The 26,160-nt window shown below is 66.3% G+C and carries 25 protein-coding genes and 1 tRNA gene; 22 read left to right on the plus strand and 4 right to left on the minus strand.

The window, feature by feature from the left end; genetic code table 11:
- Positions 1-11: 11 nt before the first annotated feature.
- The 3 genes from RDCOP1_RS11010 to RDCOP1_RS11020 all read right to left on the minus strand — a co-directional run bounded on the left by RDCOP1_RS11010 (position 12) and on the right by RDCOP1_RS11020 (position 1,730).
- A tRNA-Arg gene (locus RDCOP1_RS11010) sits at positions 12-84 on the minus strand.
- A gap of 111 nt (positions 85-195) precedes the next feature.
- Positions 196-888: a DUF305 domain-containing protein gene (locus RDCOP1_RS11015; protein WP_072700278.1), complete on the minus strand. Its 693-nt coding sequence runs from the start codon at positions 886-888 to the stop codon at positions 196-198.
- Between the two features lie 2 nt (positions 889-890).
- Positions 891-1,730: a thioredoxin-like domain-containing protein gene (locus tag RDCOP1_RS11020; RefSeq protein ID WP_072700284.1), complete on the minus strand. Its 840-nt coding sequence runs from the start codon at positions 1,728-1,730 to the stop codon at positions 891-893.
- A 156-nt stretch (positions 1,731-1,886) separates the two neighbouring features.
- Here RDCOP1_RS11020 and argS point away from each other — a divergent pair, with 156 nt between their 5' ends.
- The 21 genes from argS to RDCOP1_RS11130 all read left to right on the plus strand — a co-directional run bounded on the left by argS (position 1,887) and on the right by RDCOP1_RS11130 (position 23,898).
- The gene (gene argS / locus RDCOP1_RS11025; protein ID WP_072700289.1) at positions 1,887-3,539 is read left to right on the plus strand and encodes an arginine--tRNA ligase; all 1,653 of its coding nucleotides are present in this window, start codon (positions 1,887-1,889) and stop codon (positions 3,537-3,539) included.
- Entirely contained in the window at positions 3,536-4,957 is a 1,422-nt protein-coding gene (gene lysA, locus RDCOP1_RS11030; RefSeq protein WP_072700291.1) for a diaminopimelate decarboxylase, read from the plus strand. The genes argS and lysA overlap by 4 nt, the downstream gene beginning before the upstream one ends.
- Complete coding sequence (locus tag RDCOP1_RS11035; protein WP_072700293.1) at positions 4,954-6,279, plus strand: homoserine dehydrogenase; 1,326 nt, start codon at positions 4,954-4,956, stop codon at positions 6,277-6,279. Before lysA ends, RDCOP1_RS11035 begins: the two co-directional genes overlap by 4 nt.
- Positions 6,276-7,367 carry a threonine synthase gene (gene thrC / locus RDCOP1_RS11040; RefSeq protein ID WP_072700296.1) on the plus strand — a complete coding sequence of 364 codons (1,092 nt, stop codon included), beginning with the start codon at positions 6,276-6,278 and terminating at the stop codon, positions 7,365-7,367. The genes RDCOP1_RS11035 and thrC overlap by 4 nt, the downstream gene beginning before the upstream one ends.
- Positions 7,368-7,404: 37 nt before the next feature.
- Entirely contained in the window at positions 7,405-8,334 is a 930-nt protein-coding gene (thrB, locus tag RDCOP1_RS11045) for a homoserine kinase (protein ID WP_072700298.1), read from the plus strand.
- 340 nt (positions 8,335-8,674) lie between these two features.
- Positions 8,675-10,879 (plus strand): transcription termination factor Rho, encoded by a 2,205-nt coding sequence (gene rho, locus RDCOP1_RS11050; RefSeq protein WP_072700300.1) that lies wholly within the window; start codon positions 8,675-8,677, stop codon positions 10,877-10,879.
- Positions 10,880-10,998: 119 nt separating this feature from the next.
- A complete protein-coding gene (gene rpmE / locus RDCOP1_RS11055) occupies positions 10,999-11,232 on the plus strand; it encodes a 50S ribosomal protein L31 (protein ID WP_072700302.1) in 234 nt (77 codons plus the stop codon).
- Between the two features lie 228 nt (positions 11,233-11,460).
- The gene (prfA, locus tag RDCOP1_RS11060) at positions 11,461-12,540 is read left to right on the plus strand and encodes a peptide chain release factor 1 (RefSeq protein ID WP_072700304.1); all 1,080 of its coding nucleotides are present in this window, start codon (positions 11,461-11,463) and stop codon (positions 12,538-12,540) included.
- 123 nt (positions 12,541-12,663) lie between these two features.
- A complete protein-coding gene (prmC, locus tag RDCOP1_RS11065; RefSeq protein ID WP_072700306.1) occupies positions 12,664-13,584 on the plus strand; it encodes a peptide chain release factor N(5)-glutamine methyltransferase in 921 nt (306 codons plus the stop codon).
- A 55-nt stretch (positions 13,585-13,639) separates the two neighbouring features.
- Positions 13,640-14,302 carry an L-threonylcarbamoyladenylate synthase gene (locus RDCOP1_RS11070; protein ID WP_072700308.1) on the plus strand — a complete coding sequence of 221 codons (663 nt, stop codon included), beginning with the start codon at positions 13,640-13,642 and terminating at the stop codon, positions 14,300-14,302.
- Between the two features lie 19 nt (positions 14,303-14,321).
- Positions 14,322-15,527 carry a glycosyltransferase family 4 protein gene (locus tag RDCOP1_RS11075; protein WP_072700310.1) on the plus strand — a complete coding sequence of 402 codons (1,206 nt, stop codon included), beginning with the start codon at positions 14,322-14,324 and terminating at the stop codon, positions 15,525-15,527.
- Positions 15,528-15,538: 11 nt separating this feature from the next.
- Positions 15,539-16,021 carry a Cg1360 family ATP-synthase-associated protein gene (locus RDCOP1_RS11080; protein WP_072700312.1) on the plus strand — a complete coding sequence of 161 codons (483 nt, stop codon included), beginning with the start codon at positions 15,539-15,541 and terminating at the stop codon, positions 16,019-16,021.
- Positions 16,022-16,278: 257 nt separating this feature from the next.
- A complete protein-coding gene (atpB, locus tag RDCOP1_RS11090) occupies positions 16,279-17,127 on the plus strand; it encodes a F0F1 ATP synthase subunit A (RefSeq protein WP_174555795.1) in 849 nt (282 codons plus the stop codon).
- Between the two features lie 92 nt (positions 17,128-17,219).
- Entirely contained in the window at positions 17,220-17,471 is a 252-nt protein-coding gene (locus RDCOP1_RS11095; protein ID WP_072700316.1) for an ATP synthase F0 subunit C, read from the plus strand.
- Between the two features lie 13 nt (positions 17,472-17,484).
- On the plus strand, positions 17,485-18,048 hold the full coding sequence (locus RDCOP1_RS11100) for a F0F1 ATP synthase subunit B (RefSeq protein WP_072700318.1): 564 nt from the start codon (positions 17,485-17,487) through the stop codon (positions 18,046-18,048).
- 5 nt (positions 18,049-18,053) lie between these two features.
- Positions 18,054-18,869, plus strand: coding sequence for a F0F1 ATP synthase subunit delta (locus tag RDCOP1_RS11105; protein ID WP_072700482.1), 816 nt, complete (start codon positions 18,054-18,056; stop codon positions 18,867-18,869).
- Between the two features lie 60 nt (positions 18,870-18,929).
- Positions 18,930-20,570 (plus strand): F0F1 ATP synthase subunit alpha, encoded by a 1,641-nt coding sequence (gene atpA / locus RDCOP1_RS11110; protein ID WP_072700320.1) that lies wholly within the window; start codon positions 18,930-18,932, stop codon positions 20,568-20,570.
- 48 nt (positions 20,571-20,618) lie between these two features.
- Complete coding sequence (locus tag RDCOP1_RS11115; RefSeq protein WP_072700321.1) at positions 20,619-21,596, plus strand: F0F1 ATP synthase subunit gamma; 978 nt, start codon at positions 20,619-20,621, stop codon at positions 21,594-21,596.
- A 6-nt stretch (positions 21,597-21,602) separates the two neighbouring features.
- Positions 21,603-23,051, plus strand: coding sequence for a F0F1 ATP synthase subunit beta (atpD, locus tag RDCOP1_RS11120; RefSeq protein WP_072700323.1), 1,449 nt, complete (start codon positions 21,603-21,605; stop codon positions 23,049-23,051).
- 6 nt (positions 23,052-23,057) lie between these two features.
- Positions 23,058-23,423, plus strand: coding sequence for a F0F1 ATP synthase subunit epsilon (locus RDCOP1_RS11125; protein ID WP_072700325.1), 366 nt, complete (start codon positions 23,058-23,060; stop codon positions 23,421-23,423).
- Positions 23,424-23,475: 52 nt separating this feature from the next.
- Positions 23,476-23,898 carry a DUF2550 domain-containing protein gene (locus RDCOP1_RS11130; RefSeq protein ID WP_072700327.1) on the plus strand — a complete coding sequence of 141 codons (423 nt, stop codon included), beginning with the start codon at positions 23,476-23,478 and terminating at the stop codon, positions 23,896-23,898.
- Between the two features lie 10 nt (positions 23,899-23,908).
- Here the strand turns inward: RDCOP1_RS11130 and RDCOP1_RS11135 are convergent, their stop codons facing one another.
- Positions 23,909-24,481, minus strand: a complete 573-nt coding sequence (locus tag RDCOP1_RS11135; RefSeq protein WP_072700329.1) for a cob(I)yrinic acid a,c-diamide adenosyltransferase — start codon at positions 24,479-24,481, stop codon at positions 23,909-23,911.
- A gap of 57 nt (positions 24,482-24,538) precedes the next feature.
- Between RDCOP1_RS11135 and murA the strand changes: the two genes are divergently transcribed.
- Complete coding sequence (murA, locus tag RDCOP1_RS11140; protein WP_072700331.1) at positions 24,539-25,819, plus strand: UDP-N-acetylglucosamine 1-carboxyvinyltransferase; 1,281 nt, start codon at positions 24,539-24,541, stop codon at positions 25,817-25,819.
- Positions 25,820-26,160: the final 341 nt, after the last annotated feature.

Raw genomic sequence — 26,160 nt, forward strand, 5'->3', positions numbered from 1 at the left:
CGTCGTGGCGGTGCCCTCGGCAGGATTCGAACCTGCGACTTCTTGCTCCGGAGGCAAGCGCTCTATCCCCTGAGCTACGAGGGCAATCCGGGCCCACCGGATGACCGGCGGTGCGGGAGCAAGCCTAGCGCATTGTGCGGCCAACTCCACATCCGCAGGTCACCGGGGTAATCCGGACGCAAATGCCGACGCCGGTCAGTTCATCGGCAACGGCCGGCCCTCACGTTCGGTGAGCATCGAAGTGATCAGCTCGGACTCACCCTGCTGCGTGGCGATCATCTTCTGAGCCAGGTTGCGCACCACGTCGGTACTCGCATAGCGGGCCCCGTACTCCATCATCGGCACACCGCCCTGGTGGTGACGCAACATGAGCTGGAGGAACAGCACGTCGAGTTCGGTGCCGCTCGCCGCTCGCAGTTCGGCGAGCTCCTCCGACGATGCCATGCCCGGCATCGCGGTGGCGCCCGTCGTGTGCGCGGCGTCGCCCGACCCGTGGTCGTGTCCGCCGGACGCGCTCATCCAGGTCATGTACTCGCCCACGGGAAGTGGGGGAAGCCCCCACAAGGTGAGCCAGCCCTGCATCTGGCCGACCTGGTTCTGCTGGGTGGTGAGAATGTCGTACGCGAGACTGCGCACCCGCTCGTCCTCGGACTCCGTCACCGCGACCGCGGCCATCTCGATGGCCTGGTTGTGGTGCACCGACATGTCCTGCAAGAACCCCACGTCGACCGAATCCGCCGCCGGAGTCGCGGGCGCCCTGTCCTCGAGCGGAATCCGGGCCAGGAACCCGGCGAGGAATCCGACGGCGACAGCAGCCACCGTCAGGAGCACCAGGAACATGCGCCGGTGCCCCCGGTCGTCCGCCGGGTCCACGGTGGTCTCGCTCATGGTCAGCTCCCCGCGGGCAACTGCATGTCGGCAGGGATCTCCTCGGTGCCGTCCGCGACCCCGCCGTCCATCATCACCGCGTCGGCGCCGGGCGCCGAAGCGTCGAACGGCGGCGGGTTCGACGGATCGAACGATCCGGGGAGCGTCGAGCAGCTGGCGCCGACCTCGGGGTAGGTGTACTGGTTCAGACGCAGCGAGGCGATGAACTGGTCGATGCGCTCGTCATCGGCGGTGTCGACCTTCAGCTGACGACCCCACGACTGCAAAGCGATGGGGGAATCGAGGCCCGGGTACGGCGACATCATCGTGTACGAGCGGCCGTCGACCTTGTCCGCCAGCGTCTCGCGCGCAGCATCGTCGATCAGATCGGGGTTGTAGGCGATCCACACCGCGCCGTGCTCGAGCGAATGCACCATGTTCTCGGTGCGAACCGGCTGGTCGTACACCGTGCCGGTGCATGTCGCCCACACCGAATCGTGCGGTCCGCCGAACGGCGGGCTGTAGTCGTACGCCACACGCTGAGTGGGACCGACGTGCTGGCCCGCCTCGTAGTCGATCGCGACGACGCCGTCGATCGCGGACGAAGGATCCTGGTTGGACTCCGACGGCGACCAGGCAGCCATCTCCTGCTGATTCTGGACCTTCGGCATGATGCTCACCGCGATGACCGCGATCAGGACGACGACGACGGCGACGCCTCCGATCATCACCCACGGGATCTGGCGCTGTTTGGGCAGGCCGCGAGAACTGCGGCTCTGCCTTTTGGCGGCCTGGATGGCCTTCGACGACTTGGCTCCGGTTTTCTTGTTACCGGAACCACCACTTACAGAACCGCTGGGCATCGCTGGTTGCTCTTTCGACGGGCGGACAAAGAAAGATGCGAGCCGCCTGAGCGGGCACGCCCCACAACTCTACGGGCGTTGCGCTGACAGCGGCCCCGGCGTCGGCTATGGGGGAGCGTCGGCACCGCTTTCGACGAGCCAATAGGATGAACACCTGTGACTCCTTCCGACCTTGCCGAATTGCTCCACGGAACCGCCGCGACCGTCCTCGCCGATCGTGGTCTCGACGTGTCCGTCCTCCCCGAGACCCTCACCGTCGAACGTCCGCGCAACCCCGAGCACGGCGACTACGCGACCAATGTCGCGATGCAGGTCGCGAAGAAGGCCGGAGTGAATCCCCGTGAGCTGGCCACCTGGCTCGCCGAGGCTCTCACCGCTGCGGACGGCATCGACTCGGCCGAGGTCGCCGGTCCCGGATTCCTCAATATCCGTCTTGCCGCCGATGCGCAGGGAGCCATCGTCGCGAAGGTTCTCGCCGAGCGCAACGAGTACGGCAACGGCGGTGACCTCGCCGGGAAGAAGGTCAACCTCGAGTTCGTCTCCGCGAACCCCACCGGACCGATCCATCTCGGTGGCACCCGCTGGGCCGCGGTCGGCGACGCGCTCGGGCGGATCCTGACGGCGCAGGGCGCCGACGTCACCCGCGAGTACTACTTCAACGATCACGGCGCCCAGATCGACCGCTACACCCGCTCGCTGATCGCGGCGGCGCTCGGTGAACCGGCCCCCGAGGACGGATACGCCGGGGCATACATCGTCGACATCGCCCGTGAAGTGCTCGCTCAGCGTCCCGATGCGCTGGACCTGCCCGTCGACGAGCGCGACGAGGTGTTCCGCTCGATCGGTGTCGACTCGATCTTCGCCCACATCAAGCGCACGCTCCACGAATTCGGAGTGGACTTCGACGTCTACTTCCACGAGAACTCGCTGTTCGAATCCGGGGCTGTCGACAAGGCGGTCGAGAAGCTCAAGACCTCCGGAAGCCTCTACCTCGCGGACGGCGCCTGGTGGCTCAGGAGCACCGACTACGGCGACGACAAGGATCGCGTCGTCATCAAGTCCGACGGCAACGCCGCGTACATCGCCGGAGACATCGCGTACTTCCAGGACAAGCGCTCGCGCGGATTCGATCTGTGCATCTACATGCTGGGCGCCGACCACCACGGGTACATCGCGAGGCTGAAGGCCGCCGCCGCCGCGGCCGGTGACGACCCCGACACCGTAGAGGTCCTCATCGGCCAGATGGTCAACCTGGTGCGCGGCGGCGAGGTCGTCAAGATGAGCAAGCGCGCCGGTACCGTCATCAGGCTGGACGATCTTGTCGAGGCGATCGGTGTCGACGCCGCCCGCTACGCGCTCGTCCGCTCGTCGGTCGATCAGAGCATCGACATCGATCTCGATCTCTGGACGAGCACGACCAGCGAGAACCCGGTGTACTACGTGCAGTATGCGCACGCCCGGCTCTCGTCGATCGCGCGCAACGCCGCCGACCTGGGACTCGGAACCGACGGCGCCGACCTGTCGCTGCTCACGCACGACCGTGAGGGCGATCTCATCCGCACCATCGGTGAGTACCCGCGCGTCCTCGCCAAGGCAGCCGAACTGCGTGAACCGCACCGTGTCGCCCGGTACCTCGAGGAACTCGCCGGCACCTACCACCGGTTCTACGACTCCTGCCGCATCCTGCCGATGGGCGACGAAGAACCCGGCGCCATCCACACCGCGCGCCTCGCGCTGTGCGCCGCCGCCCGTCAGGTGCTCGGCAACGGCCTCGAACTGCTCGGCGTCTCCGCCCCGGAGCGGATGTGAACGCGCATCCCGCCGGCCCGCGGCACGCCGAGATTCCGCACGCCCCCACCCTCGCCGAACGTCCCCGTGACGCGGGTGAGCTGAACAAACTGCACGCGCACGTGTGGCCTCGCAACGCGAGTCGTGGCGACGACGGTGTCATGCAGGTGGCGGGTGTGCGCGTGACGGACCTCGCAGAGAAGTACGGCACGCCGTTGTTCGTCGTCGACGAAGACGACTTCCGGTCGCGGTGCCGCGAGATCGCCGAGGCGTTCGGCTCGACGGCCAGAGTGCACTACGCGTCGAAGGCGTTCCTGTGCACCGAGATTGCGCGCTGGGTCCACCAGGAAGGGCTTTCGCTCGACGTGGCCTCCGGTGGCGAACTGGCCGTTGCACTGCACGCCGGCTTTCCCGCAGACAAGATCGCCATGCACGGCAACAACAAGTCCGTCCACGAACTGCGCAGCGCGGTCGGCGCCGGTGTCGGGCACATCGTGCTCGACTCGATGGCCGAGATCGACCGGCTCGACGAGATCGCCGGCGAACTCGGTGTCGTGCAGGACGTCCTCATCCGGGTCACCGTGGGTGTCGAGGCCCACACCCACGAGTTCATCTCCACGGCACACGAAGACCAGAAGTTCGGCCTGTCCCTCGCCGGAGGCGCCGCGATGGGCGCGATCCGCCGGGTGTTCGCCACCGGCAACCTCCGCCTCGTCGGTCTGCACAGCCACATCGGTTCGCAGATCTTCGACGTCGACGGGTTCGAACTCGCCGCGCATCGCGTGATCGGGTTGCTGCGCGACGCCGTCGCCGAGTTCGGCCTGGACAAGACCGCGCAGATGAACATCGTCGATCTCGGTGGCGGTCTCGGCATCTCGTACATCCCCAGCGACGATCCACCGCCGGTGGCGGACCTCGCCGCCAAGCTCACCGACATCGTCCGCAACGAATCGGCGCTCGCCGGACTGCCCGAGCCGACGCTCGCCGTCGAACCCGGCCGCGCGATCGCCGGCCCCGGCACCGTGACCATCTACGAGGTGGGCACCGTCAAGGACGTCGGCGTCGGCACCGGCCACACGCGCCGCTACATCAGCGTCGACGGCGGCATGAGCGACAACATCCGTACCTCGCTCTACCAGGCCGAGTACGAGTCGCGGCTTGTCTCGCGGGTCAGCGATGCGGACGCTGTGGTCGCGCGCGTCGTGGGCAAACACTGTGAGAGCGGCGACATCGTGATTCGCGACGCTTGGATGCCGTCCGACGTGGGTGCCGGTGATTTACTGGCGGTGGCCGCGACGGGTGCATACTGCTACTCGATGTCCAGCAGGTACAACCTGCTGCCCCGTCCTGCCGTCGTCGCGGTCAAGGACGGCGCCTCACGTGTCCTGCTACGTCGGGAAACCGTCGAAGATCTGCTCAGCTTGGAGGTTGCGGAGTGACCAACTCAACGACCGATGCACCGGGGCAGCGCCCCGTCGGTGTAGCGGTGCTCGGCCACGGCACGGTAGGGGCCGAGGTCGTACGGATCATCCGTGACGATGCTTCGGACCTGCGTGAGCGCATCGGAGCCCCGCTCGAACTGCGCGGAATCGCGGTCCGCGACCTCTCCTACGACCGGGGTGTGCCGGCCGAACTGCTCACCACCGACGCCGAAGCGCTGATCACGCGGGACGACGTCGACATCGTCGTCGAGCTGATCGGCGGAATCGACCTGCCGCGCACGTTGGTGCGTGCCGCGCTCGACGCCGGGAAGTCGGTCGTGACCGCGAACAAGGCGCTGCTCGCCGCGTACACCGGCGAACTCGCCGAATCCGCCGAGTCGCACAACGTCGACCTGTACTTCGAGGCCGCGGTGGCCGGTGCGATCCCCGTCATCCGTCCTCTGACGCAGTCGCTCGCAGGCGACCGGGTCGACCGCGTGGTCGGCATCGTCAACGGCACCACGAATTTCATCCTCTCCGCCATGGACGAAACCGGCGCGGACTACGCGGAGACGCTCGCCGAGGCGGGCCGGCTCGGGTACGCCGAAGCGGACCCCACCGCGGACGTCGAAGGCTTCGACGCCGCAGCCAAGGCAGCGATCCTCGCGTCGATCGCCTTCCACACGCGCGTGACGGCCAACGACGTGTACCGCGAGGGCATATCGAACATCACGGCCGCGGACCTCACCTCTGCCCGCGCCCTGAACTGCACCATCAAGCTGCTCGCGCTGTGCGAGCGGGTGACCGGTCCCGACGGCAAGGACCGCGTCTCCGCCCGGGTGTACCCGGCCCTGGTTCCCCGGGAACACCCCCTGTCGACGGTGAGCGGCGCGTTCAACGCCGTGGTGGTCGAGGCCCAGTCCGCAGGACGGCTGATGTTCTACGGCCAGGGCGCCGGCGGTGCTCCGACCGCATCCGCGGTGATGGGCGACGTCGTGATGGCCGCCCGTAACCGCGTGCAGGGCGGACGCGGACCGCGCGAGTCCCGGTACGCCAAGCTCGAAATCGCTCCGATGAGCGACATCATGACCCGCTATTACGTGAACTTGCAGGTCGCCGACCGCGCCGGTGTGCTCTCGGCGGTCGCAGCCGAGTTCGCGACCCGGGGCGTGAGCATCTCCGCTGTGCGTCAGGAGGGTGCCGGAGAAAGCGCCCGCCTCGTGGTGGTCACGCACCGTGCCACAGATCGGGCGCTGGCGGACACCGTCGCTGCGCTCGACAAGCTCGAATCCGTTATTGCTGTAACCAGCGTCCTGAGACTGGAGGGATCCGCCGAATGAGTGCGGCCGAAAAGAACACTGCTCCCGTGCACACCCCGTGGCCCGGGCTGATCGAGGCGTACCGCAGTCGTCTCCCGATCGGTGACGGCTGGAAGACGGTGACGCTGTGCGAGGGCGGCACGCCGCTGCTCCCGGCACCCCGGTTGTCGGAGATCACCGGATGCGACGTTCACATCAAGGTGGAGGGACTCAACCCCACCGGATCGTTCAAGGACCGCGGCATGACGATGGCGGTCACCGAAGCGCTCGCGACCGGCAAGCAGGCGGTGCTGTGCGCTTCCACCGGTAACACCTCGGCGTCGGCGGCCGCATACGCCTCGCGCGCCGGGATCGGCTGCGCGGTGCTCGTGCCGCAGGGCAAGATCGCGATGGGCAAGCTCGCGCAGGCCGTCATGCACGGCGCGAAGATCGTGCAGGTCGAGGGCAACTTCGACGACTGCCTCGAACTCGCTCGCAAGACCACCGCAGAGTTCTCGACGATCGGGCTCGTGAACTCGGTCAACCCGGTCCGCATCGAAGGCCAGAAGACCGCTGCCTTCGAGATCGTCGACGCTCTCGGTGACGCGCCCGACGTGCACGTGCTGCCCGTCGGCAACGCCGGCAACATCACCGCGTACTGGAAGGGTTACTCCGAGTACTTCGCGGACGGCCTGAGCTCGCGCAGGCCCCGGATGCTCGGCGTCCAGGCTGCCGGTGCCGCGCCGCTGGTGCTCGGACACCCGGTGAAGGATCCCGAGACGATCGCCACGGCCATCCGGATCGGTGCTCCCGCGTCCTGGAACGGTGCGGTCACCGCCAAGGACGAATCGAACGGTGCATTCCGTGCCGCCACGGACGAGGAGATCCTCGAGGCGTACCACCTGCTCGCGAAGTCCGAGTCGATCTTCGTCGAGCCGGCCTCGGCAGCCTCGATCGCCGGCCTGCTCGCCGCCTCGAAGGACGGGTGGCTCCCGCGTGGGCTGCGGGTCGTGTGCACGGTGACCGGCAACGGTCTCAAGGACCCGGACACCGCACTGCGCGACATCCCCGTCGTGGAGCCGATCTCGGTCGACCCCGTCGCAGTCGCGTCGGCGCTCGAGTTGGTCTGAGTTGACCGCTACGCCTTCCTCTGTTGGGAATCAGGACATGACGCAAACGTTGCCCGTAGGGATCTCGGTGACCGCCCGCGTTCCCGCATCGAGTGCGAACCTGGGCGCCGGTTTCGACTGCCTCGGGCTCGCGCTCGGGTTGTACGACGAGATCACCGTCACGACAACCGGTTCCGGGCTCGACGTGCGCGTCGAAGGGGAAGGCGCCCAGGAGGTTCCCTGGGGCCCGTCGCACCTCGTGGTGCGCGCTCTGGAGCGTGGCCTCGAAGCGGCGGGTGTCTGGGCCGACGGTCTCGACGTCGTGTGCCGCAATGTGATTCCTCACTCCCGCGGTCTGGGATCGTCGGCCTCGGCCGCGGTCGGGGGACTGGCCGCCGCGAACGGTCTGGTTCGCAAGGTGGCGCCCGAGCGCGTCCTCGACGATGCTCAGCTCGTCCAGCTCGCCTCCGAGTTCGAGGGCCATCCCGACAATGCGTCGGCGAGTGTGCTGGGCGGCGCGGTCGTGTCGTGGAGCGAAGCGGACGCCGGTTGCGAGCAACGCCGCTATCGGGCGGTCTCGCTGCGCGTGCACCGCGACATCAAGGCGGTCGCGCTGGTGCCGTCGGTCCGCTCGTCCACCGCGCACACTCGCGGGCTCCTGCCCACACTCGTTCCGCACCGAGACGCGGCGTTCAACGTCAGCCGGGCGGCTCTCGCCGTGGTCGCGCTGACCGAACGGCCCGACCTGCTCATGTCCGCCACCGAGGATCTGCTGCACCAGGCGCAGCGCGCGCCCGCGTTGCCGCTCACCACGAAGTGGGTGTCGGCTCTGCGCTCCGCGGGAATTCCCGCGATGGTGTCCGGCGCAGGCCCCACCGTGCTGGCTCTCACCACTGAGCCGTTCCCCGACGAGCTGCGAGCAGCGGCACAGGCCGACGACCTGAGCGTCCTCGCACTCGAGGTAGCCGACGGAGTGCAGGTCGACTGACGCGGTTCGTGTCAGATCACACTCCGTTTCACACGCGCGTCGATTCTTGCCCTGCGTCCAGTTCGTCGCTATCCTGTGGGAAGTCCGCACGTCGTGCGTCCGAAGTCGCCGGATTCTCCAGGACACTCACTCCAGCTCCATGGGGCGTCGATCCCGGGTTTATCTCACCTGCTCCCGCTCCAGGGGAGGGCAGGCCGCACCCACCGGATCGGTGTGGTGGCGGACGTGCCGACCGTTCGATTCATGAACTCGTACGGCAATCCCAGCTCAGTGCAACGAACTGATCTGCGGAACGAACCCTCGGCTCTGCGTAGAGCAACGAGGGAAGGAAAGGATCTCCGTGACAGATACGGACCTGATCGCCACATCCGCTCCCGATACCACCGAGTCTGCCGGGGGTTCGGCCGGAGATTCCGCACAGTCTCCGGTTCGCGCCGGTCGGCGCGGAACCGGCCTGTCGGGCATGGTGCTCGCCGAGTTGCGGACTCTCGCCGCCGAACTCGGTATCAAGGGGACCTCGGGTATGCGCAAGGGCGATCTCATCGCTGCGATCAAGGAGCGGCAGGGCGCAGGCTCCAAGCCGGCGCCTGTCGCCGCGCAGCCCGCTACCGAGACGCCGGACGAGGCTTCCGCTCGCCCCGCGCGTGGTCGCCGGACCCGCACCGCGCAGGACGCCGCCGCAGCGCCGTCCGCAGGCAACACGCAGGCCGACGACAAGCCCGCACAGAGCGCGCCCGCACAGAGCGCGCCGACCGACGCCGCGCCCCTCGCGACCGAGTCGAAGCAGGAACGCACCGCCGAGACCGCGGGAGACTCCGAAGGCGAGTCCGACGGTCCTCGCCGTGGACGTGGCCGGCGCGGTCGTCGTGGCGGCGACCAGTCGGAGCAGAGCCAGCACGACGGAGGCGCATCGGCATCCGAGGGCACCGACCGCGACTCCCAGGAGCGCGGCGAGGCTCATTCTCGTGAGAAGTCCCAGGATCGCTCCGAGGGTGACGGCGGAAACCGACGCGGTGACCGCAACCAGGGCGATCGCAACCAGGGTGACCGTAACCAGGGTGATCGCAACCAGGGCGATCGCAACCAGGGTGACCGCAACCAGGGTGACCGTAACCAGGGTGACCGTAACCAGGGTGACCGTAACCAGGGTGACCGTAACCAGGGCGACCGCAACCAGGGTGACCGTAACCAGGGTGACCGTAACCAGGGCGACCGCAACCAGGGCGACCGCAACCAGGGCGACGGCAACAACGGCCCGCGCCACGACAATCGCGGGGGAGACGACGAAGAAGGCGGTCGCGGTCGCCGCGGGCGTCGATTCCGGGAGCGTCGCCGCGGACGTGAGCGCGGCGAGGGCGGCAGCGGTGCCGATCGCGAGCCCGAGATCCGCGAGGACGACGTTCTGCAGCCCGTCGCGGGCATCCTCGATGTGCTCGACAACTACGCGTTCGTCCGGACCTCCGGTTACCTGGCGGGCCCGAACGACGTGTACGTGTCGATGAACATGGTGCGCAAGAACGGCCTGCGCCGCGGTGACGCCATCACCGGCGCGGTTCGTGTGCCCCGCGAGGGCGAGCAGGCCGGCAGCCAGCGCCAGAAGTTCAATCCGCTCGTGCGTCTGGACACGGTCAACGGTGGAGACGTCGAGGCGGCCAAGCGTCGTCCCGAGTTCAACAAGCTCACGCCGCTGTACCCGAACGAGCGCCTGCGCCTCGAGACGCAGCAGAACATCCTGACCACCCGCGTCATCGACCTCGTCATGCCCATCGGCAAGGGACAGCGCGCGCTCATCGTCTCGCCTCCCAAGGCCGGCAAGACGACGGTTCTGCAGGACATCGCGAACGCGATCTCGGTCAACAACCCGGAGTGCTACCTCATGGTGGTGCTGGTCGACGAGCGCCCCGAAGAGGTCACCGACATGCAGCGTTCGGTGAAGGGCGAGGTCATCTCCTCGACCTTCGACCGTCCGCCGTCAGACCACACCTCGGTTGCCGAACTCGCAATCGAGCGCGCCAAGCGACTCGTGGAAATGGGACGCGACGTCGTCGTACTGCTCGACTCGATCACCCGCCTCGGCCGCGCGTACAACAACTCGTCGCCGGCGTCGGGACGCATCCTGTCGGGTGGTGTCGATTCGACGGCGCTCTACCCGCCGAAGCGGTTCCTCGGTGCGGCTCGCAACATCGAGAACGGTGGATCCCTCACCATCATCGCCACGGCGATGGTGGAGACCGGCTCCACGGGCGACACGGTGATCTTCGAAGAGTTCAAGGGCACGGGTAACGCCGAGCTCAAGCTCGACCGCAAGATCGCCGAGCGTCGCGTGTTCCCGGCGGTGGATGTCAATCCGTCGGGCACTCGCAAGGACGAACTCCTCATGAGCCCGGACGAGTTCGCGGTCGTGCACAAGTTGCGCCGCGTGCTGTCCGGCCTGGACTCCCATCAGGCGATCGATGTCCTCATCGACCGGCTGAAGAAGTCCAAGACGAACATCGAGTTCCTCATGACGGTCGCGAAGACCGCTCCGGGAGCTTTGGAAGACTGACACCGGTGCCCGGGAATTTTTCCTGGGCTCAGGTGTTTGGCATAATCGAACGGCTCAGTCCGGCTCCGGTTCACGTCTTCGATCCGCGAAGGCGACCCGGCGGCCATGAAAGGGACACCATGAAGGCAGGAATCCACCCCAACTACGTGGCGACGACCGTCGTCTGCGGTTGCGGTAACACGTTCGAAACGCGCAGCACCAAGGAGTCGGGACGGATCACCGTCGAAGTTTGCTCCAAGTGCCACCCGTTCTACACCGGCAAGCAGAAGATCCTCGACACCGGCGGCCGCGTCGCCCGCTTCGAGGCTCGCTACGGCAAGCGTCCTTCCAAGAAGGCCGACGCCGACAGCTAGCTGTCCCGCCGACGCCCGGTTCTGTCTCAGTCACAGGCCGGGCGTCGGCTTTTTTTGATCTACCGATGCTTGCGTGCCCAGCCGGGCGTCCCACAACCTGCCTTTCGAGCTGCACACGGCGTCGAAGCAGCACGCAGTGTCGAAGCAGCACGCAGTGTCGAAGCAGCACGCAGCATCCCAAGTACCTCGCAGTATCGAAGCAAACAGCATCACAGAGCGGAGCGACCCATGGCGGGGCAGACCAAGCCGTCGGCCATCGACGACATCCTGGCCGAATACGCGGGTCTGGAACAGCAATTGTCCGACCCGGCGCTGCACAACGATCCGTCGATCGCGCGCAGGGTGGGGAAGCGATTCGCCGAGCTCGCCCCGGTCATGGCGACGTACACGAAGTTGAAGGCTGCACGAGACGATCTCGAAGCCGCCCGCGAACTCGCGGCCGACGATTCCGCCTTCGCCGATGAGGTGACCAGCCTCGAAGAGCAGGTGGCCCAGCTCGACCGCACGCTCACCGATCTCCTCGCGCCCCGCGATCCGCACGACGGGGACGACGTGGTGCTGGAAGTGAAGTCCGGGGAGGGCGGCGAGGAGTCCGCTCTGTTCGCGGCCGATCTCGCGCGCATGTACACCCGCAACGCCGAGAACTCAGGCTGGCGTGTGGAAGTCCTCGGAGCGACCTATTCGGACCTCGGCGGCTACAAGGACGTCACGCTGTCCATCAAGTCGAAGACAGACGTCCGGGACGGCGTGTGGTCGCGGCTGAAATTCGAAGGCGGCGTGCACCGCGTGCAGCGCGTGCCTGTCACCGAATCGCAGGGACGCGTCCATACCTCCGCGGCGGGAGTGTTCGTCTATCCCGAGCCCGACGAGGTGGAAGCGGTACAGATCGACGAGGGCGACCTGCGCATCGACGTGTACCGCTCGTCCGGCAAGGGTGGTCAGGGCGTCAACACGACCGACTCCGCCGTGCGGATCACCCACCTGCCGACGGGCATCGTCGTGACCTGCCAGAACGAGCGGTCACAGCTCCAGAACAAGGCCAGGGCCATGCAGGTGCTCGCGGCGCGGTTGCAGGCCGCGGCAGAAGAGGCGGCGGACGCGGAGGCGTCGGCCGATCGCGCGAGCCAGGTGCGCACCGTCGACCGTTCGGAGCGTATCCGGACCTACAACTACCCCGAGAACCGCATCACCGATCACCGCATCGGCTACAAGGCGCACAACCTCGACGCCGTGCTCGACGGAGACATGGACGCGCTTCTCGACGCGCTGTCCGCCGCCGACCGTCAGGCCCGGCTCGCAGCCGAATAAGCTCACCCACATCACGCGCCCGGCCGGTGTGCGTGACTTGCCGCACCGCTGGTCCCCTATGCGAAGTATGCGTAGGGGACCTCGTGGCATCGGGGCGGCTGTGCGCATGGCACGCTGTACGGCGTGAGTCGTCAACCCCTGCGCCTGGCCATCATCGAAGCAGCGTCGGTGCTCGAGGAAGCAGGTGTCGCGAGCCCTCGTGTCGACGCCGAGTTGCTTGCCGCGCATCTTCTCGGAGTAGAGCGGGGCAGGCTCGGGCTCGTGCCTCTGGTCGATACGGCCATGATCGACGCCTACCGGGCGATGGTGGACCAGCGCGCCAAGCGTATTCCCCTCCAGTACATCCTCGGCACGTCCCCGATGGGCGAGATCGATCTCGCCGTCGGGCCCGGCGTGTTCGTACCGCGACCCGAGACGGAACTGCTTCTCGGCTGGGCGCTGGCGTTCCTGGAACGGCACGGGCGCCGCAATCCCGTCGTTCTCGATCTGTGCACGGGGTCCGGCGCGCTCGCGCTCGCAATCGCGCACGCCCGGCCGGATGCTGTCGTGCATGCGGTGGAACTCGAACCGCGGGCGCTCGCATGGGCGCGGCAGAACGCCGAGACCCGGGCGAACGACGGCGACACGCCGATCATCCTCCATCAGGGTGACGTGACAGACCGCACGCTGCTCGCCGCACTCGAGGGTGCTGTCGACATGGTGGTCTCAAACCCTCCGTACATCCCCGAGGGCACCCCGCTCGAACCCGAAGTGGCCGACCACGACCCGCACTCCGCATTGTTCGGAGGCCCCGACGGCCTGTCCGTCATCAAGCCGATGGTCTCGAACATCGCGCGCTGGTTGAGGATCGGGGGAGCGGCTGCGGTGGAACACGACGACACCAACGGCGCGCTCGTTGCCGAGCTGTTCGCGCAACGCCGCGTATTCGGCGATGTCGTCGAGCATTACGACCTCGCGGGTAAGCCCCGATTCGTCGTCGCCCACCGGGTGCCGACCGACGTCGAAGCCAGTCGTGCGGCGGTCCGAACCTCTGCGAGTGGCTAGCCCGGTCTCCGAGCCCCACGACGGAATACTCGAGCGCTAGTGGAAGGATGGGTTCGTGAGCACCGTGTACGACTGCAACAAACCCGACTCGCGCGCCGCCGGATTGAACGCGGCACGTGGAGCACTCAGGGCCGGACGCCTCGTCGTCGTGCCCACCGACACGGTGTACGGCCTCGCCGCCGACGCATTCGACAGTTCTGCTGTGTCCGCCCTGCTGAAGGCGAAGGGACGCGGCCGCGACATGCCGGTGCCAGTCCTCGTGGGGTCGTGGACCACGATCGACGGTCTCGTCAGCTCCGTGCGCCCCGAAGCGCGTGAACTCATCCGGGCCTTCTGGCCGGGCGGACTGAGCCTTGTGGTCCACCAGGCCCCGTCGCTCGCGTGGGATCTCGGCGACACCCGCGGAACGGTGATGGTGCGCATGCCGCTGCATCCGGTGATCCTCGAGTTGCTGCGTGAGGTGGGACCGCTCGCGGTCTCGAGTGCGAACATCTCGGGGCGGGCCCCCGCCACGAACGCAGCCGAAGCGCGCGAACAGCTAGGGGAGTCCGTGGGGGTCTACCTCGACGGTGGACCGGCCGACTTCGGCGTGGCGTCGACGATCGTCGATCTCACCGGTGATCGCCCCCGGATCCTGCGCGAAGGCGCGGTGTCGGCAGAGGCCGTGGCCGAGGTTCTCGGCGACGATCCCGAACGCCTGCGTTCCGGCGGGGAGTAGCGGCGGGGGAACGGAGCACGTGACTTCAGCCGACACAGCGGTCGAACTGCTCGCGCAGGCGGGCAGCGGCGCAGGCGTTCCCATCCGGGAACTGCTTCTGGTACTTCTCACCTCTGCTGTGGTGACGTTCCTCGTCACCGGAGTGGTTCGCATCCTCGCGCTGAAGTTCGGGGCCGTGGCCGTTCCCCGCGACCGCGACGTGCACGTCACGCCGACGCCGCGTCTGGGCGGGGTCGGAATGTACATCGGCCTCGTGGCGGGCATCGTCTTCGCGCAGCATCTGCCGGCGTTGACCAGGGGATTCGAGTACACCACCGAAATGGGTGCCGCGCTGGTCGCGGCGTCGATCATCGTGCTCGTCGGCATCATCGACGACCGGTGGGGCCTCGATGCCCTCACCAAGTTCGTCGGGCAGGTGACCGCTGCGGGGGTGCTCGTGGTGATGGGCGTGAGCTGGATCGTGATCTACGACCCGTTCAGCGGTTCCACCCTCGTGCTCGACCAGTTGCAGGGCGGGCTCATCACAGTCGCCGTCGCCGCCGTCATGATCAACGCGATGAACTTCGTCGACGGACTCGACGGTCTCGCCGCCGGACTCGGCCTCATCGCGGCAGTCGCGATCTGTGTCTTCTCCGTGGGGCTGCTCCTCGATCAGGGCGGTGACGTCTCGGCGTATCCACCGGCACTGATCGCGGCGGCACTCGCGGGTGCATGTCTCGGTTTCCTGCCGTACAACTTCCAGCCCGCGAAGATCTTCATGGGCGACTCCGGGTCGATGCTGATCGGCCTGATGCTCGCGGCCATCTCGACCAGCGCTTCCGGCCGGATTCCGCTCAGTGCCTACGGTTCCCGGGATCTGCTCGGCCTCCTTTCGCCGCTCATCCTGATCGGCGCGGTCATGTTTATCCCGATCCTCGACCTCCTGCTCGCGATCGTGCGACGCACGCGCGCCGGCGTGAGCCCGTTCAGCCCCGACAAGATGCACCTGCATCATCGGCTGCTGCAGATCGGGCACTCGCACCGGCGCGTGGTGCTGCTCCTGTACTTGTGGGTGGGCGTTCTCGCGTTCGGGGCGGTGGGATCTTCGCTCCTCGACCGCAGAGTGGTCGTCATCATGACGGCGGCCGGTCTGCTGTTCGCGCTCGTTGTGACCGCGGTCCCGTCCCTGCGACCTCACGACGGGGACGGGGATGCGCCACCGAAGCGCTTCCGGCGGGTCCGTTAGGCTCGAATACTGTGACCTCCCCAGATCTCCCTGAACCCGAACGCTCCCTGCCGTCTCTGCCCGACCCGTCGGCACCCATGCGCGCGGCCGTCCGTTACGGCGCCCTGGGGTTGCTCGCGCTGGCCGTCGGTGCGTCGATCGTGTCCCTGCTCCTCGCGGGAACGCCCGGACTGTGGGGTGCGCTGATCGGCGCGGCAGTCGGTGGCGGCTTCATCCTCTTCACCGCACTCGGTGTCCTGCTGACGGCGAAGATGCCGGCGACGACGGCGGGTGCGGTCCTGCTCGGCACCTGGCTTCTCAAGCTCGTCCTCGCCATCGTTGTGATGGCGTCGCTCGAGCCGCTGGACTTCTACAACCGTTACGCCCTCGTCGTGACGATCGTGCTCGCGCTGGTCATCGTGCTCGGTGCGGAAACGTATGGCGTGCTGTCCCAGCGCGCTCTCTATGTCGATCCGAAGCCCTCGGCCGACGCAGCGAACGACGATGGCCAGTAGATCCATGTGTCGATTACCCGCGGGTAGGGTACCCAGCTACGCACTGTCGTAGAGCAGTTGGTAGTGTTGCTCCCAACGAAGGTGACACTGCATGCGCGGGCGGAGGTTCGGTACGCAGTTGTGACTTCATAGGCGGTCGTGTTCAATGACCGCCGAGTCGACGAGAGTCGCCGACACCGGCAGGACGCGGGACCGCTACGGCGGTTCGGAACACTGGCGAATACGCGAGCCGACCTGGTCGACTTGTTGGATCGTCAATGTCCGATCGAACCGCAGACGGCAATGCCTGCGGCCGACTACGGGAGAGAGCGCTGAGCGTCACCACCTTGGCAGCCGGAGAATTCCACGCGCCGTCACTTGCTGATTTTTTCCCACCGCCAATCCTCTTCGAGGGCACCCCCTTCGAGATGGATCGACTGATGCTTATCCGCGTCGTCGTCGCACTGCTCGTCGCGGTCTTCTTCTTCTTCGCTATGCGGAGTCCGAAGATCGTGCCGCGAGGCGTGCAGAACGTCGCCGAGATCATGCTCGACTTTGTTCGCATCCACATTGCCGAGGACATCCTCGGCAAAGAGCAGGGGCGCCGGTTCCTGCCGGTGATCGTCACCATCTTCTTCTTGGTGGTCGGGCTCAACCTGACCTCGATCATCCCCTTCCTCAACATCTCGTCGAACGCGCGAATCGGCATGCCGATCGTCCTTGCCGCGCTTGCCTACATCGTCTTCAACTACGTGGGCATCAAGAAGTACGGATTCTTCCGTTACGTCAAGAGCAGCATCGTCATTCCGAACCTGCCGCCGGCCCTTCACCTTCTGGTGATCCCGATCGAGTTCGTCTCGACCTTCCTGCTGCGGCCGTTCACCCTCACCATCCGTCTCATGGCGAACATGCTGGCCGGACACATCATGCTGGTGCTGTTCTTCAGCGCCACGCAGTTCTTCTTCTTCGATTCCGACGGCATCATGAGGTTCTTCGGCATCGGTTCGCTGATCGGCGGAGTCGCGTTCACCTTCTTCGAGCTTCTGGTGATCGTCCTGCAGGCCTACATTTTCGCGCTGCTCACAGCGGTGTACATCGATCTGGCGCTGCACGCCGAAGAGCATTAGCTCCCCGAACTGCACGACCTACATCTCTACACACAGACTGACTCGGTCGCCGATCCCCGGGGCCGGGCCACAAGAAAGGGAATGGAACACCAATGAGCGTTGCGCTTCAGGCAGCAGACGTCCTCGCCCAGTCGGAGACCACCATCAGCGGTCTCGGTGCGGTCGGCTACGGCCTCGCTGCCATCGGCCCCGGCATCGGCATCGGCATCGTTGTCGGTAAGGCGATCGAGGGCATGGCTCGCCAGCCCGAGATGGCCGGTCAGCTGCGTACCACCATGTTCCTCGGTATCGCATTCACCGAGGCACTGGCGCTGATCGGTATCGTCGCCGGCTTCATCTTCTGATTCGACGACAACCATGGCTGACAGCATCCTGATTCTCGCGGCAGCGGAGGGGGAGACTCCAAACCCCCTGCTGCCCGCGACATACGACATCGTTTGGTCGCTCGTCGCCCTGATCATCGTCGGAATCGTCTTCTGGAAGTTCGTTCTTCCGATGTTCCAGAAGGTTCTCGACGAGCGTTCGGAGCTGATCGAAGGCGGCATCAAGAAGGCAGAGGAAGCTCAGGCGGAGGCTGCGGCCGCGCTCGAGCAGTATCGTGCCCAGCTCGCCGAAGCCCGTACCGAGGCGGCGCAGATCCGTGAAGAGGCCCGTACGCAGGGCCAGCAGATCATCGCCGACATGAAGGCACAGGCCCAGGAGGAGAGCGACCGCATCGTCGCTGCCGGACACAACCAGCTGCAGGCCCAGCGCCAGCAGATCGTGGCCGAACTGCGCACCGATCTCGGACGTAGCTCGGTGGATCTCGCCGAGAAGATCATCGGCGAGGCACTTGCCGACGATGTGAAGCGTGCCGGCTCGATCGATCGATTCCTCGACGAACTCGACTCCCTCAGCGCTGACTCTGCATCCGGAAAGTGAGCACCATGTACGCAGCAAGCCGTGAGGCACTCGCTCATACGCGTTCCGCGTTGCAGTCCGCCCTGGGCTCGGGTGCCGCGACTGCCGCTGCGGCTCAGGCCGGTTCCGAACTGTTCTCGGTGGTCGAGGCGCTCGACAACCAGCGGGCTCTCCGGAGCGCGCTGGCTGACGCCTCGGCCCCGGTCGCTGTTCGGGTGACGCTGGCCGAGCAGGTCTTCGGGGGGAAGGTTTCGGCCTCGACCCTCGCGACCGTCAAAGCCGCGGCGGGGCAGGACTGGTCGGCACAGTCCGACCTGACCAACTCTCTCGTCCAGCTCGGTCGTGAGGCGTTGCTGAAGGCGGCAGCGGACCAGAACCAGCTCGACACCGTCGAGGACGAGCTTTTCCGCCTCGGACGCATCGTGGCCGGTAACCCGGACCTCGAGCGGACACTTTCCGACCGCAGCACCACGGTTACGGCCAAGCGGGAGCTGCTGTCACGTCTGCTCTACGGCAAGGTGACCGCGATCACGGAAGCGTTGGCGGTTCATGCCGTCGGTCGGCTCCGCAAGCCGCCGGCCGAGACGCTCGACGAACTGTCGGCGCTCGCCGCAACCCAGCGCGATCGTGCCGTTGCGCACGTCCGAAGCGCGGCACCCCTCGATGCGACGCAGGAAGAGCGGCTCGCCGCTACCCTGGGCCGTATCTACGGGAAGCCTGTGACGGTGCACGTCGAGGTCGATCCCGATCTTCTCAGTGGATTGGTCGTCCGGGTGGGCGACGAGGTCATCGACGGCAGTGCTGCGGGTCGACTCGCGGCAGTGCGCAAGAGCCTCACGTAGTCCACTTCCGAACACACACATAGATCTTTCCGAAGACCTGATACCGAGAGCAGGAAGAACATGGCGGAGCTGACGATCTCCTCCGACGAGATCCGTAGCGCGATTGACAATTACACCGCGAGCTACTCCCCGGAGGCCTCCCGCGAAGAGGTCGGCGTGGTCGTCGACACCAGTGACGGCATCGCGCACATCAGCGGTCTCCCGTCGGCGATGTCCAACGAGCTGCTGGAGTTCCCCGGCGGCGTTCTGGGCGTGGCCCTCAACCTCGAAGCCACCGAAATCGGTGCCGTGATCCTGGGTGACTTCCAGTCCATCCAGGAAGGCCAGGAAGTCAAGCGGACTGGCGACGTTCTGTCCGTGCCGGTCAGCGACAACTTCCTCGGACGTGTCGTGAACCCGCTGGGACAGCCGATCGACGGCCTCGGCGACATCGAGGCCGACGAGACCCGCGCACTCGAGCTGCAGGCCGCATCCGTTCTGGAGCGCCAGCCGGTCGAGGAGCCGCTCCAGACGGGCATCAAGGCCATCGACGCGATGACCCCGATCGGCCGTGGCCAGCGCCAGCTCGTGATCGGTGACCGTAAGACCGGTAAGACCGCGGTCTGCATCGACGCGATCCTGAACCAGAAGGCCAACTGGGAGTCCGGCGACCCGACGAAGCAGGTGCGTTGCATCTACGTCGCGATCGGCCAGAAGGGCTCCACCATCGCGGGCGTCAAGCAGGCCCTCGAGGAGAACGGCGCGATGGAGTACACCACCATCGTCGCAGCTCCGGCCTCCGACTCCGCCGGCTTCAAGTGGCTCGCCCCGTACACCGGCTCGGCCCTCGGCCAGCACTGGATGTACCAGGGCAAGCACGTCCTCATCGTGTTCGACGACCTGACCAAGCAGGCTGAGGCATACCGTGCCATCTCGCTGCTGCTGCGTCGTCCGCCGGGACGTGAGGCATACCCCGGTGACGTCTTCTACCTGCACTCGCGCCTGCTGGAGCGTTCGGCGAAGCTCTCCGACGCGCTCGGTGGCGGTTCGCTGACGGCACTGCCGATCATCGAGACCAAGGCGAACGACGTTTCGGCGTACATCCCGACCAACGTCATCTCCATCACCGACGGTCAGGTCTTCCTCGAGTCGGACCTCTTCAACAAGGGCGTCCGTCCCGCGATCAACGTCGGTATCTCGGTTTCCCGAGTCGGTGGCGCCGCGCAGACCAAGGGCATGAAGAAGGTCTCCGGCTCGCTGCGTCTGGAACTTGCGCAGTTCCGCGAGCTCGAGGCATTCGCGACCTTCGCTTCCGATCTCGATGCGGCGTCGAAGGCGCAGCTCGAGCGTGGACAGCGTCTCGTCGAGCTCCTCAAGCAGGATCAGTACTCGCCGATCGCCGTCGAGGATCAGATCGTCTCGATCTACCTTGCCGGTGAAGGCGTCTTCGACTCCGTCCCGGTCGGCGACGTCCGCCGGTTCGAGCGCGAGCTTCTCGAGGATCTGCACCGCAACGCCTCGGGCGTCTACGAGCAGATCGCCGGTGGCAAGGCTCTGACCGACGAGTCGATCGAGGCCCTCAAAGTCGCGACCGCCAAGTTCAAGGAGGGCTTCCTCGCTTCCGACGGCAGCCGTGTCGTGAACGACGGGGGCGAGACTCTCGACGCCGACGAGGTCACGCAGGAGCAGGTCTCCGTCAAGCGCACCTCCGTCCGCAAGTGAGCGGGGCGGCCATGACCCAGCGTCCAGTGAAGGGAGTGTGATCGACGAATGGCGAACTTGCGTGAGCTGCGCTCGCGGATCAAGTCGGTCAACTCGACCAAGAAGATCACCAAGGCGCAGGAACTGATCGCGACGTCGCGGATCACGAAGGCTCAGGCCCGAGTGGCGGCATCGAAGCCCTATGCCGAGGAAATCACCAAGGTTCTCTCGGAGTTGGCCAGCGCGTCCTCGTCGCTGGATCACCCCCTGCTCAACGAGCGCGAGAACCCGAAGCGTGCCGCAGTGCTGGTCGTGACCAGCGACCGCGGTATGGCCGGTGGTTACAACTCCAACGTCTTGAAGGAGGCGGAGGAGCTGCAGAAGCTGCTCGTCAGCGAGGGCAAAGAGCCCGTGCTGTACGTGCTGGGCGGTAAGGGCCTGTCGTTCTACACCTTCCGTGAGCGCCACGTCGCTGGTGCCTGGACGGGCTTCTCGCAGGAGCCTCGTTACACGGATGCCGCGAAGGCGAGCCGGCACCTGGTCGAGCTGTTCATGGCCGGATCCGGTTCCGAGGTGCCCGCCCCCAACGGCGAAGGCACCATCGAGGGCGTCGACGAGTTGCACATCGTCTACACCCGGTTCGTGTCCATGCTGACGCAGATCCCCGAGGTGCGCCGCATGGCGCCGCTCGAGGTGAGTGTCACCGAGGACGAGATCGAACTGGGCTCGGACATGCTGAGCGACGGTCATCGTGTATCCGAGGGGCCCACGGCCGACTACAACTTCGAGCCCGAGGCGTCGACGCTTCTGTCTGCGCTTCTGCCGAAGTACATCAGCACGCGAATCTTCGCGTCGCTGCTGGAGGCCGCGGCCTCCGAGTCGGCTGCCCGTCGTACCGCCATGAAGGCCGCGACGGACAATGCCACGGATCTGGTGAACACCCTCAGCCGTCAGGCCAATCAGGCCCGCCAGGCCCAGATCACCCAGGAAATCAGCGAGATCGTCGGCGGTGCCGGTGCGCTCGCCTCGAGTGCAGGAAGTGACTGAACCACAATGACCGCAGCAGTTACCGACAAAAACGCCGGTGCGGCGTCGGCCCTTGCCGGGCGCGTCGTCCGCGTCATCGGCGCCGTCGTCGACGTGGAGTTCCCGCGTGGCGCCGTACCCGAACTGTTCAATGCCCTGCACGCAGAGGTCACTCTGCCGTCCGTGGCAAAGACCCTGACCCTCGAGGTCGCGCAGCACCTGGGTGACAACCTGGTCCGCACGATCTCGATGCAGCCGACCGACGGTCTGGTGCGCGGCACGTCCGTCACCGACACCGGCCGCCCGATCTCCGTGCCCGTCGGCGACGTCGTGAAGGGCCACGTCTTCAACGCCCTCGGCGACTGCCTCGACGCTCCCGGAACCGGCCGCGACGGCGAGCAGTGGGGCATCCACCGCAAGCCCCCGGCCTTCGACCAGCTCGAGGGTAAGACCGAGATCCTGGAAACGGGCATCAAGGTCATCGACCTGCTCACCCCGTACGTCAAGGGCGGCAAGATCGGCCTGTTCGGTGGTGCCGGTGTCGGCAAGACCGTTCTGATCCAGGAGATGATCACCCGTATCGCGCGTGAGTTCTCCGGCACGTCGGTGTTCGCCGGCGTCGGCGAGCGCACCCGTGAGGGCACCGACCTCCACCTGGAAATGGAAGAGATGGGCGTCCTTCAGGACACCGCCCTTGTCTTCGGCCAGATGGACGAGCCGCCGGGAACGCGTATGCGCGTCGCCCTGTCGGCGCTGACCATGGCGGAGTACTTCCGCGATGTCCAGGGCCAGGACGTCCTGCTGTTCATCGACAACATCTTCCGGTTCACCCAGGCCGGTTCCGAGGTTTCGACCCTTCTCGGTCGTATGCCTTCGGCCGTGGGTTACCAGCCGACGCTGGCCGACGAGATGGGTGAGCTGCAGGAGCGCATCACCTCGACGCGTGGTCGCTCGATCACCTCGCTCCAGGCGATCTACGTTCCCGCCGACGACTACACCGACCCGGCGCCGGCCACCACGTTCGCGCACCTCGATGCGACCACCGAGCTCTCGCGTCCGATTTCGCAGATGGGTATCTACCCCGCTGTGGACCCGCTGACGTCGACCTCGCGCATCCTCGAGCCCGGCATCGTCGGCGCGGATCACTTCCGTGTCGCCAACGAGGTCAAGCGGATCCTTCAGAAGTACAAGGAACTGCAGGACATCATCGCCATCCTCGGTATGGACGAGCTTTCCGAAGAGGACAAGGTCACGGTCAACCGTGCCCGTCGTCTCCAGAAGTTCCTCGGCCAGAACTTCATCGTCGCCGAGAAGTTCACGGGTCAGCCCGGTTCGGTCGTGCCGCTCAGCGACACGATCGAGGCGTTCGACCGCGTCTGCAAGGGCGAGTTCGACCACCTTCCGGAGCAGGCCTTCAACAGCTGCGGTGGACTCGACGATGTCGAGGCCGCGGCCAAGAAGATCTCCGGGAAGTAGGCCCGCATGGCTGAGATGCGCGTAGACATCGTTGCCGTCGAGGAACGTGTCTGGTCCGGAGAGGCGACTCTCGTCACCGCCCAGACCACCGAAGGCGAAATCGGCGTCATGCCCGGACACGAGCCGGTCCTCGGCCAGCTCGTCGAGGGCGGCGTCGTGTCGGTCAAGACCGCCGGCGGGGAGCGTATCGTCATGGCGGTGGACGGTGGATTCCTCTCGGTGACCGCCACGGCAGTGACGGTCCTCGCCGAGGCTGCCGTCCTGGTCGAAGATATCGACGTCGAGGCAGCGAAGTCGATCTTGGCCGAAAGCCAGGACGAGGCGGCAGTCGCAGCGGCCAGGGGCCGTCTGCGGGCTGTCGAGCGGGCCTGATCGTCGTATAAAACGTAGAGCCGCGACGGAGCCGACGACAGTGTCACCAGGAATGATTGTTCTCATCATCCTTGTGGTGCTGCTCGCGGCTGCCGTCGCGGCTCTCGTTTATCGTGGCCTGGCGCTTCGCGGCGGGGGAACTCCGGCGATCCTGAGGGTGCTGCCCCAGCACGACTGTTCGGGATGGCGTCACGGGCTCATCCGCTACGGAGACGACACCCTGGTGTTCTACAAGCTCTCCAGCTTGCGCCCGGGTCCGGACATGCGGATCTCGCGGCAGGGCATCGAGGTGTCTTCCCGACGCGCTCCGACCGCGGCAGAGTCGGACATCATGACCGAGGACATCGTGATCCTCGACATCGTCGACGGTGACGGCTCATACGAGATCGCCCTCGACAGCGGCGCCAAGACGGCATTCCTCTCCTGGGTCGAGTCCAGGCCGTCGGGACGGTCGCAGCGCCGCCGTCCTTACTAGAGCAAGACTTCTACGCGCCCGCTCCGGGCTTCCACAGGACGTCGCCTTCCGGGTTGGTGACCCTGCTGAGGATGAACAACAGGTCCGACAGGCGGTTGAGATACTTCGCCGGCAGGACATTCGTGGTTTCGGGTGCGGCTTCCACCGCGGCCCATGCCGCACGTTCCGCCCGGCGCGCTACCGTGCGTGCCGTGTGCAGGAGCGCAGCCGCCGGGGTGCCTCCCGGAAGAATGAACGAATCGAGCGGTCCCAGCTCTTCGTTGAACTCGTCGCACCACGTCTCGAGCCGATCGATGTACGGCTGGGTGATACGCAGCGGTGGGTACTTCGGGTTCTCCGCTACCGGCGTGGACAGATCGGCACCCGCATCGAACAGATCGTTCTGGATCTGTTGCAGAACCGGGACGAGACGCTCCGGTAAGGCTCCGAGCGCGAGCGCGACCCCGATCGCGGCGTTGGTCTCGTCGCAATCGGCGTACGCGATCAGTCGCGGGTCGTTTTTGGATACCCGCGAAAAATCGCTGAGGCCCGTCGTACCGTCGTCTCCGGTACGGGTATAGATCCTGGTGAGATGCACTGCCATGGCGGCTACGGTACCGGTTCGGCTGTAGGGACAGACACGACGTTAGGCTGTGTCGTTGTGAGTGAACGCTTTCTTGTCACCGGGGGAAACCGGCTCGTTGGTGATGTCGTCGTCGGTGGTGCCAAGAACAGCGTGCTCAAGCTGATGGCCGCCGCGCTTCTCGCCGAGGGAACCACGACCATCACGAACTGTCCCGACATTCTGGACGTTCCTTTGATGGCGGAGGTCCTGCGAGGGCTCGGCTGCGAAGTCGAACTCGTCGGCGACGAGGTACGGATCACGACTCCCGCGCAACCCGAATACCACGCCGACTTCGCCGCTGTGAAGCAGTTCCGGGCCTCCGTATGTGTGCTCGGGCCGCTGGTGGCCCGCTGTCGCCGCGCTGTGGTCGCACTCCCCGGTGGAGACGCGATCGGCTCGCGACCCCTCGACATGCACCAATCCGGACTCCGCCTCCTCGGAGCGCACAGCACCATCGAGCACGGTTGCGTCGTCGCCGAGGCGGACGACCTGCACGGCGCGACCATCCGCCTGGCCTTCCCCTCCGTGGGAGCCACCGAGAACATCCTCATGGCCGCCGTTCTCGCGAAGGGCGAGACCACGATCGACAACGCGGCACGGGAGCCCGAGATCGTGGACCTGTGCACGATGCTCGTCCAGATGGGTGCGCGAATCACTGGAGCCGGCAGCACGACGCTCCGTATCTCCGGCGTTCCTGCTCTGTCTCCCACGAGCCACCGTTGCATCGGCGATCGGATCGTCGCGGCGACGTGGGGGATCGCAGCGGCGATGACGCGTGGTGACCTGACTGTTCGCGGCATCAACCCCAAACATCTCGCACTCGTGCTCGACAAACTCCGGGGTGCCGGGGCCGAAGTCGCCCCGCTCGTCGACGGGTTCCGCGTGATCCAGCGTGAGCGGCCCCGGGCAGTCAACTTCGCGACACTTCCGTATCCGGGGTTCCCCACCGACCTCCAGCCGATGGCCATCGGTCTCGCGGCCGTCGCGGACGGGACGTCGATGATCACGGAGAACGTCTTCGAAGCCCGATTCCGCTTCGTGGAGGAAATGGTGCGGCTCGGAGCAGATGCGCGCACGGACGGGCACCATGCCGTGATCCGTGGGGTAGAGGAACTCTCGAGCGCTCCGGTGTGGGCATCCGATATCCGTGCGGGCGCCGGCCTCGTGCTGGCAGGGCTCTGCGCGGACGGGGTGACGGAGGTGCACGACGTCTACCACATCGATCGGGGCTATCCGCGGTTCGTGGAGATCATCCAGGAACTGGGCGGGAACATAGAGCGTGTGGGTGCCGGCGAGCCGACGCTTCTCCACGGTTGAGGGACTCGCTCGGGGCTGTGTCCGGCGTCACGATTGAAGAATCGGGGACATTGGGTACAGGCAAGCCCCGTCGACCTGCGGTTTCTCTTCCTCAAACCTCGGTGACCTGGCAATTTGCAGGGTAGTTCACAGTCGCGTAACTTAATCCAAGTCAGAGCGACACGGACACCGACCCGGACCTGAGGGACTGGGACAACGAGGTTGGACGAAGGCGCCTGCACATTTTACACGACACCCGATCTTCTGGTAAGATCGGTGTTCGCCCCCAAGGGAGCCGACAAGGATCCCACCGGAGGGACAAACAACCCCGGATCGAACAAGTTGAGAAACTTGCGAGTGAT

Origin of the sequence: Rhodococcus coprophilus NBRC 100603, from assembly GCF_001895045.1 — a bacterium.
Classification (GTDB): domain Bacteria; phylum Actinomycetota; class Actinomycetes; order Mycobacteriales; family Mycobacteriaceae; genus Rhodococcus; species Rhodococcus coprophilus.

What these genes read in the sequence shown, in the direction of transcription:
- RDCOP1_RS11130 (WP_072700327.1), top strand. Translation starts at nt 23,476, where the DNA reads ATGATTGTTCTCATCATCCTTGTGGTGCTGCTCGCGGCTGCCGTCGCG.
- RDCOP1_RS11115 (WP_072700321.1), top strand. Translation starts at nt 20,619, where the DNA reads ATGGCGAACTTGCGTGAGCTGCGCTCGCGGATCAAGTCGGTCAACTCG.
- atpA (WP_072700320.1), top strand. Translation starts at nt 18,930, where the DNA reads ATGGCGGAGCTGACGATCTCCTCCGACGAGATCCGTAGCGCGATTGAC.
- rpmE (WP_072700302.1), top strand. Translation starts at nt 10,999, where the DNA reads ATGAAGGCAGGAATCCACCCCAACTACGTGGCGACGACCGTCGTCTGC.
- RDCOP1_RS11100 (WP_072700318.1), top strand. Translation starts at nt 17,485, where the DNA reads ATGGCTGACAGCATCCTGATTCTCGCGGCAGCGGAGGGGGAGACTCCA.
- prfA (WP_072700304.1), top strand. Translation starts at nt 11,461, where the DNA reads ATGGCGGGGCAGACCAAGCCGTCGGCCATCGACGACATCCTGGCCGAA.
- RDCOP1_RS11015 (WP_072700278.1), bottom strand. Translation starts at nt 888, where the DNA reads ATGAGCGAGACCACCGTGGACCCGGCGGACGACCGGGGGCACCGGCGC.
- RDCOP1_RS11135 (WP_072700329.1), bottom strand. Translation starts at nt 24,481, where the DNA reads ATGGCAGTGCATCTCACCAGGATCTATACCCGTACCGGAGACGACGGT.
- RDCOP1_RS11125 (WP_072700325.1), top strand. Translation starts at nt 23,058, where the DNA reads ATGGCTGAGATGCGCGTAGACATCGTTGCCGTCGAGGAACGTGTCTGG.
- RDCOP1_RS11105 (WP_072700482.1), top strand. Translation starts at nt 18,054, where the DNA reads ATGTACGCAGCAAGCCGTGAGGCACTCGCTCATACGCGTTCCGCGTTG.
- atpB (WP_174555795.1), top strand. Translation starts at nt 16,279, where the DNA reads ATGTCCGATCGAACCGCAGACGGCAATGCCTGCGGCCGACTACGGGAG.
- atpD (WP_072700323.1), top strand. Translation starts at nt 21,603, where the DNA reads ATGACCGCAGCAGTTACCGACAAAAACGCCGGTGCGGCGTCGGCCCTT.
- RDCOP1_RS11020 (WP_072700284.1), bottom strand. Translation starts at nt 1,730, where the DNA reads ATGCCCAGCGGTTCTGTAAGTGGTGGTTCCGGTAACAAGAAAACCGGA.
- thrC (WP_072700296.1), top strand. Translation starts at nt 6,276, where the DNA reads ATGAGTGCGGCCGAAAAGAACACTGCTCCCGTGCACACCCCGTGGCCC.
- thrB (WP_072700298.1), top strand. Translation starts at nt 7,405, where the DNA reads ATGACGCAAACGTTGCCCGTAGGGATCTCGGTGACCGCCCGCGTTCCC.
- RDCOP1_RS11095 (WP_072700316.1), top strand. Translation starts at nt 17,220, where the DNA reads ATGAGCGTTGCGCTTCAGGCAGCAGACGTCCTCGCCCAGTCGGAGACC.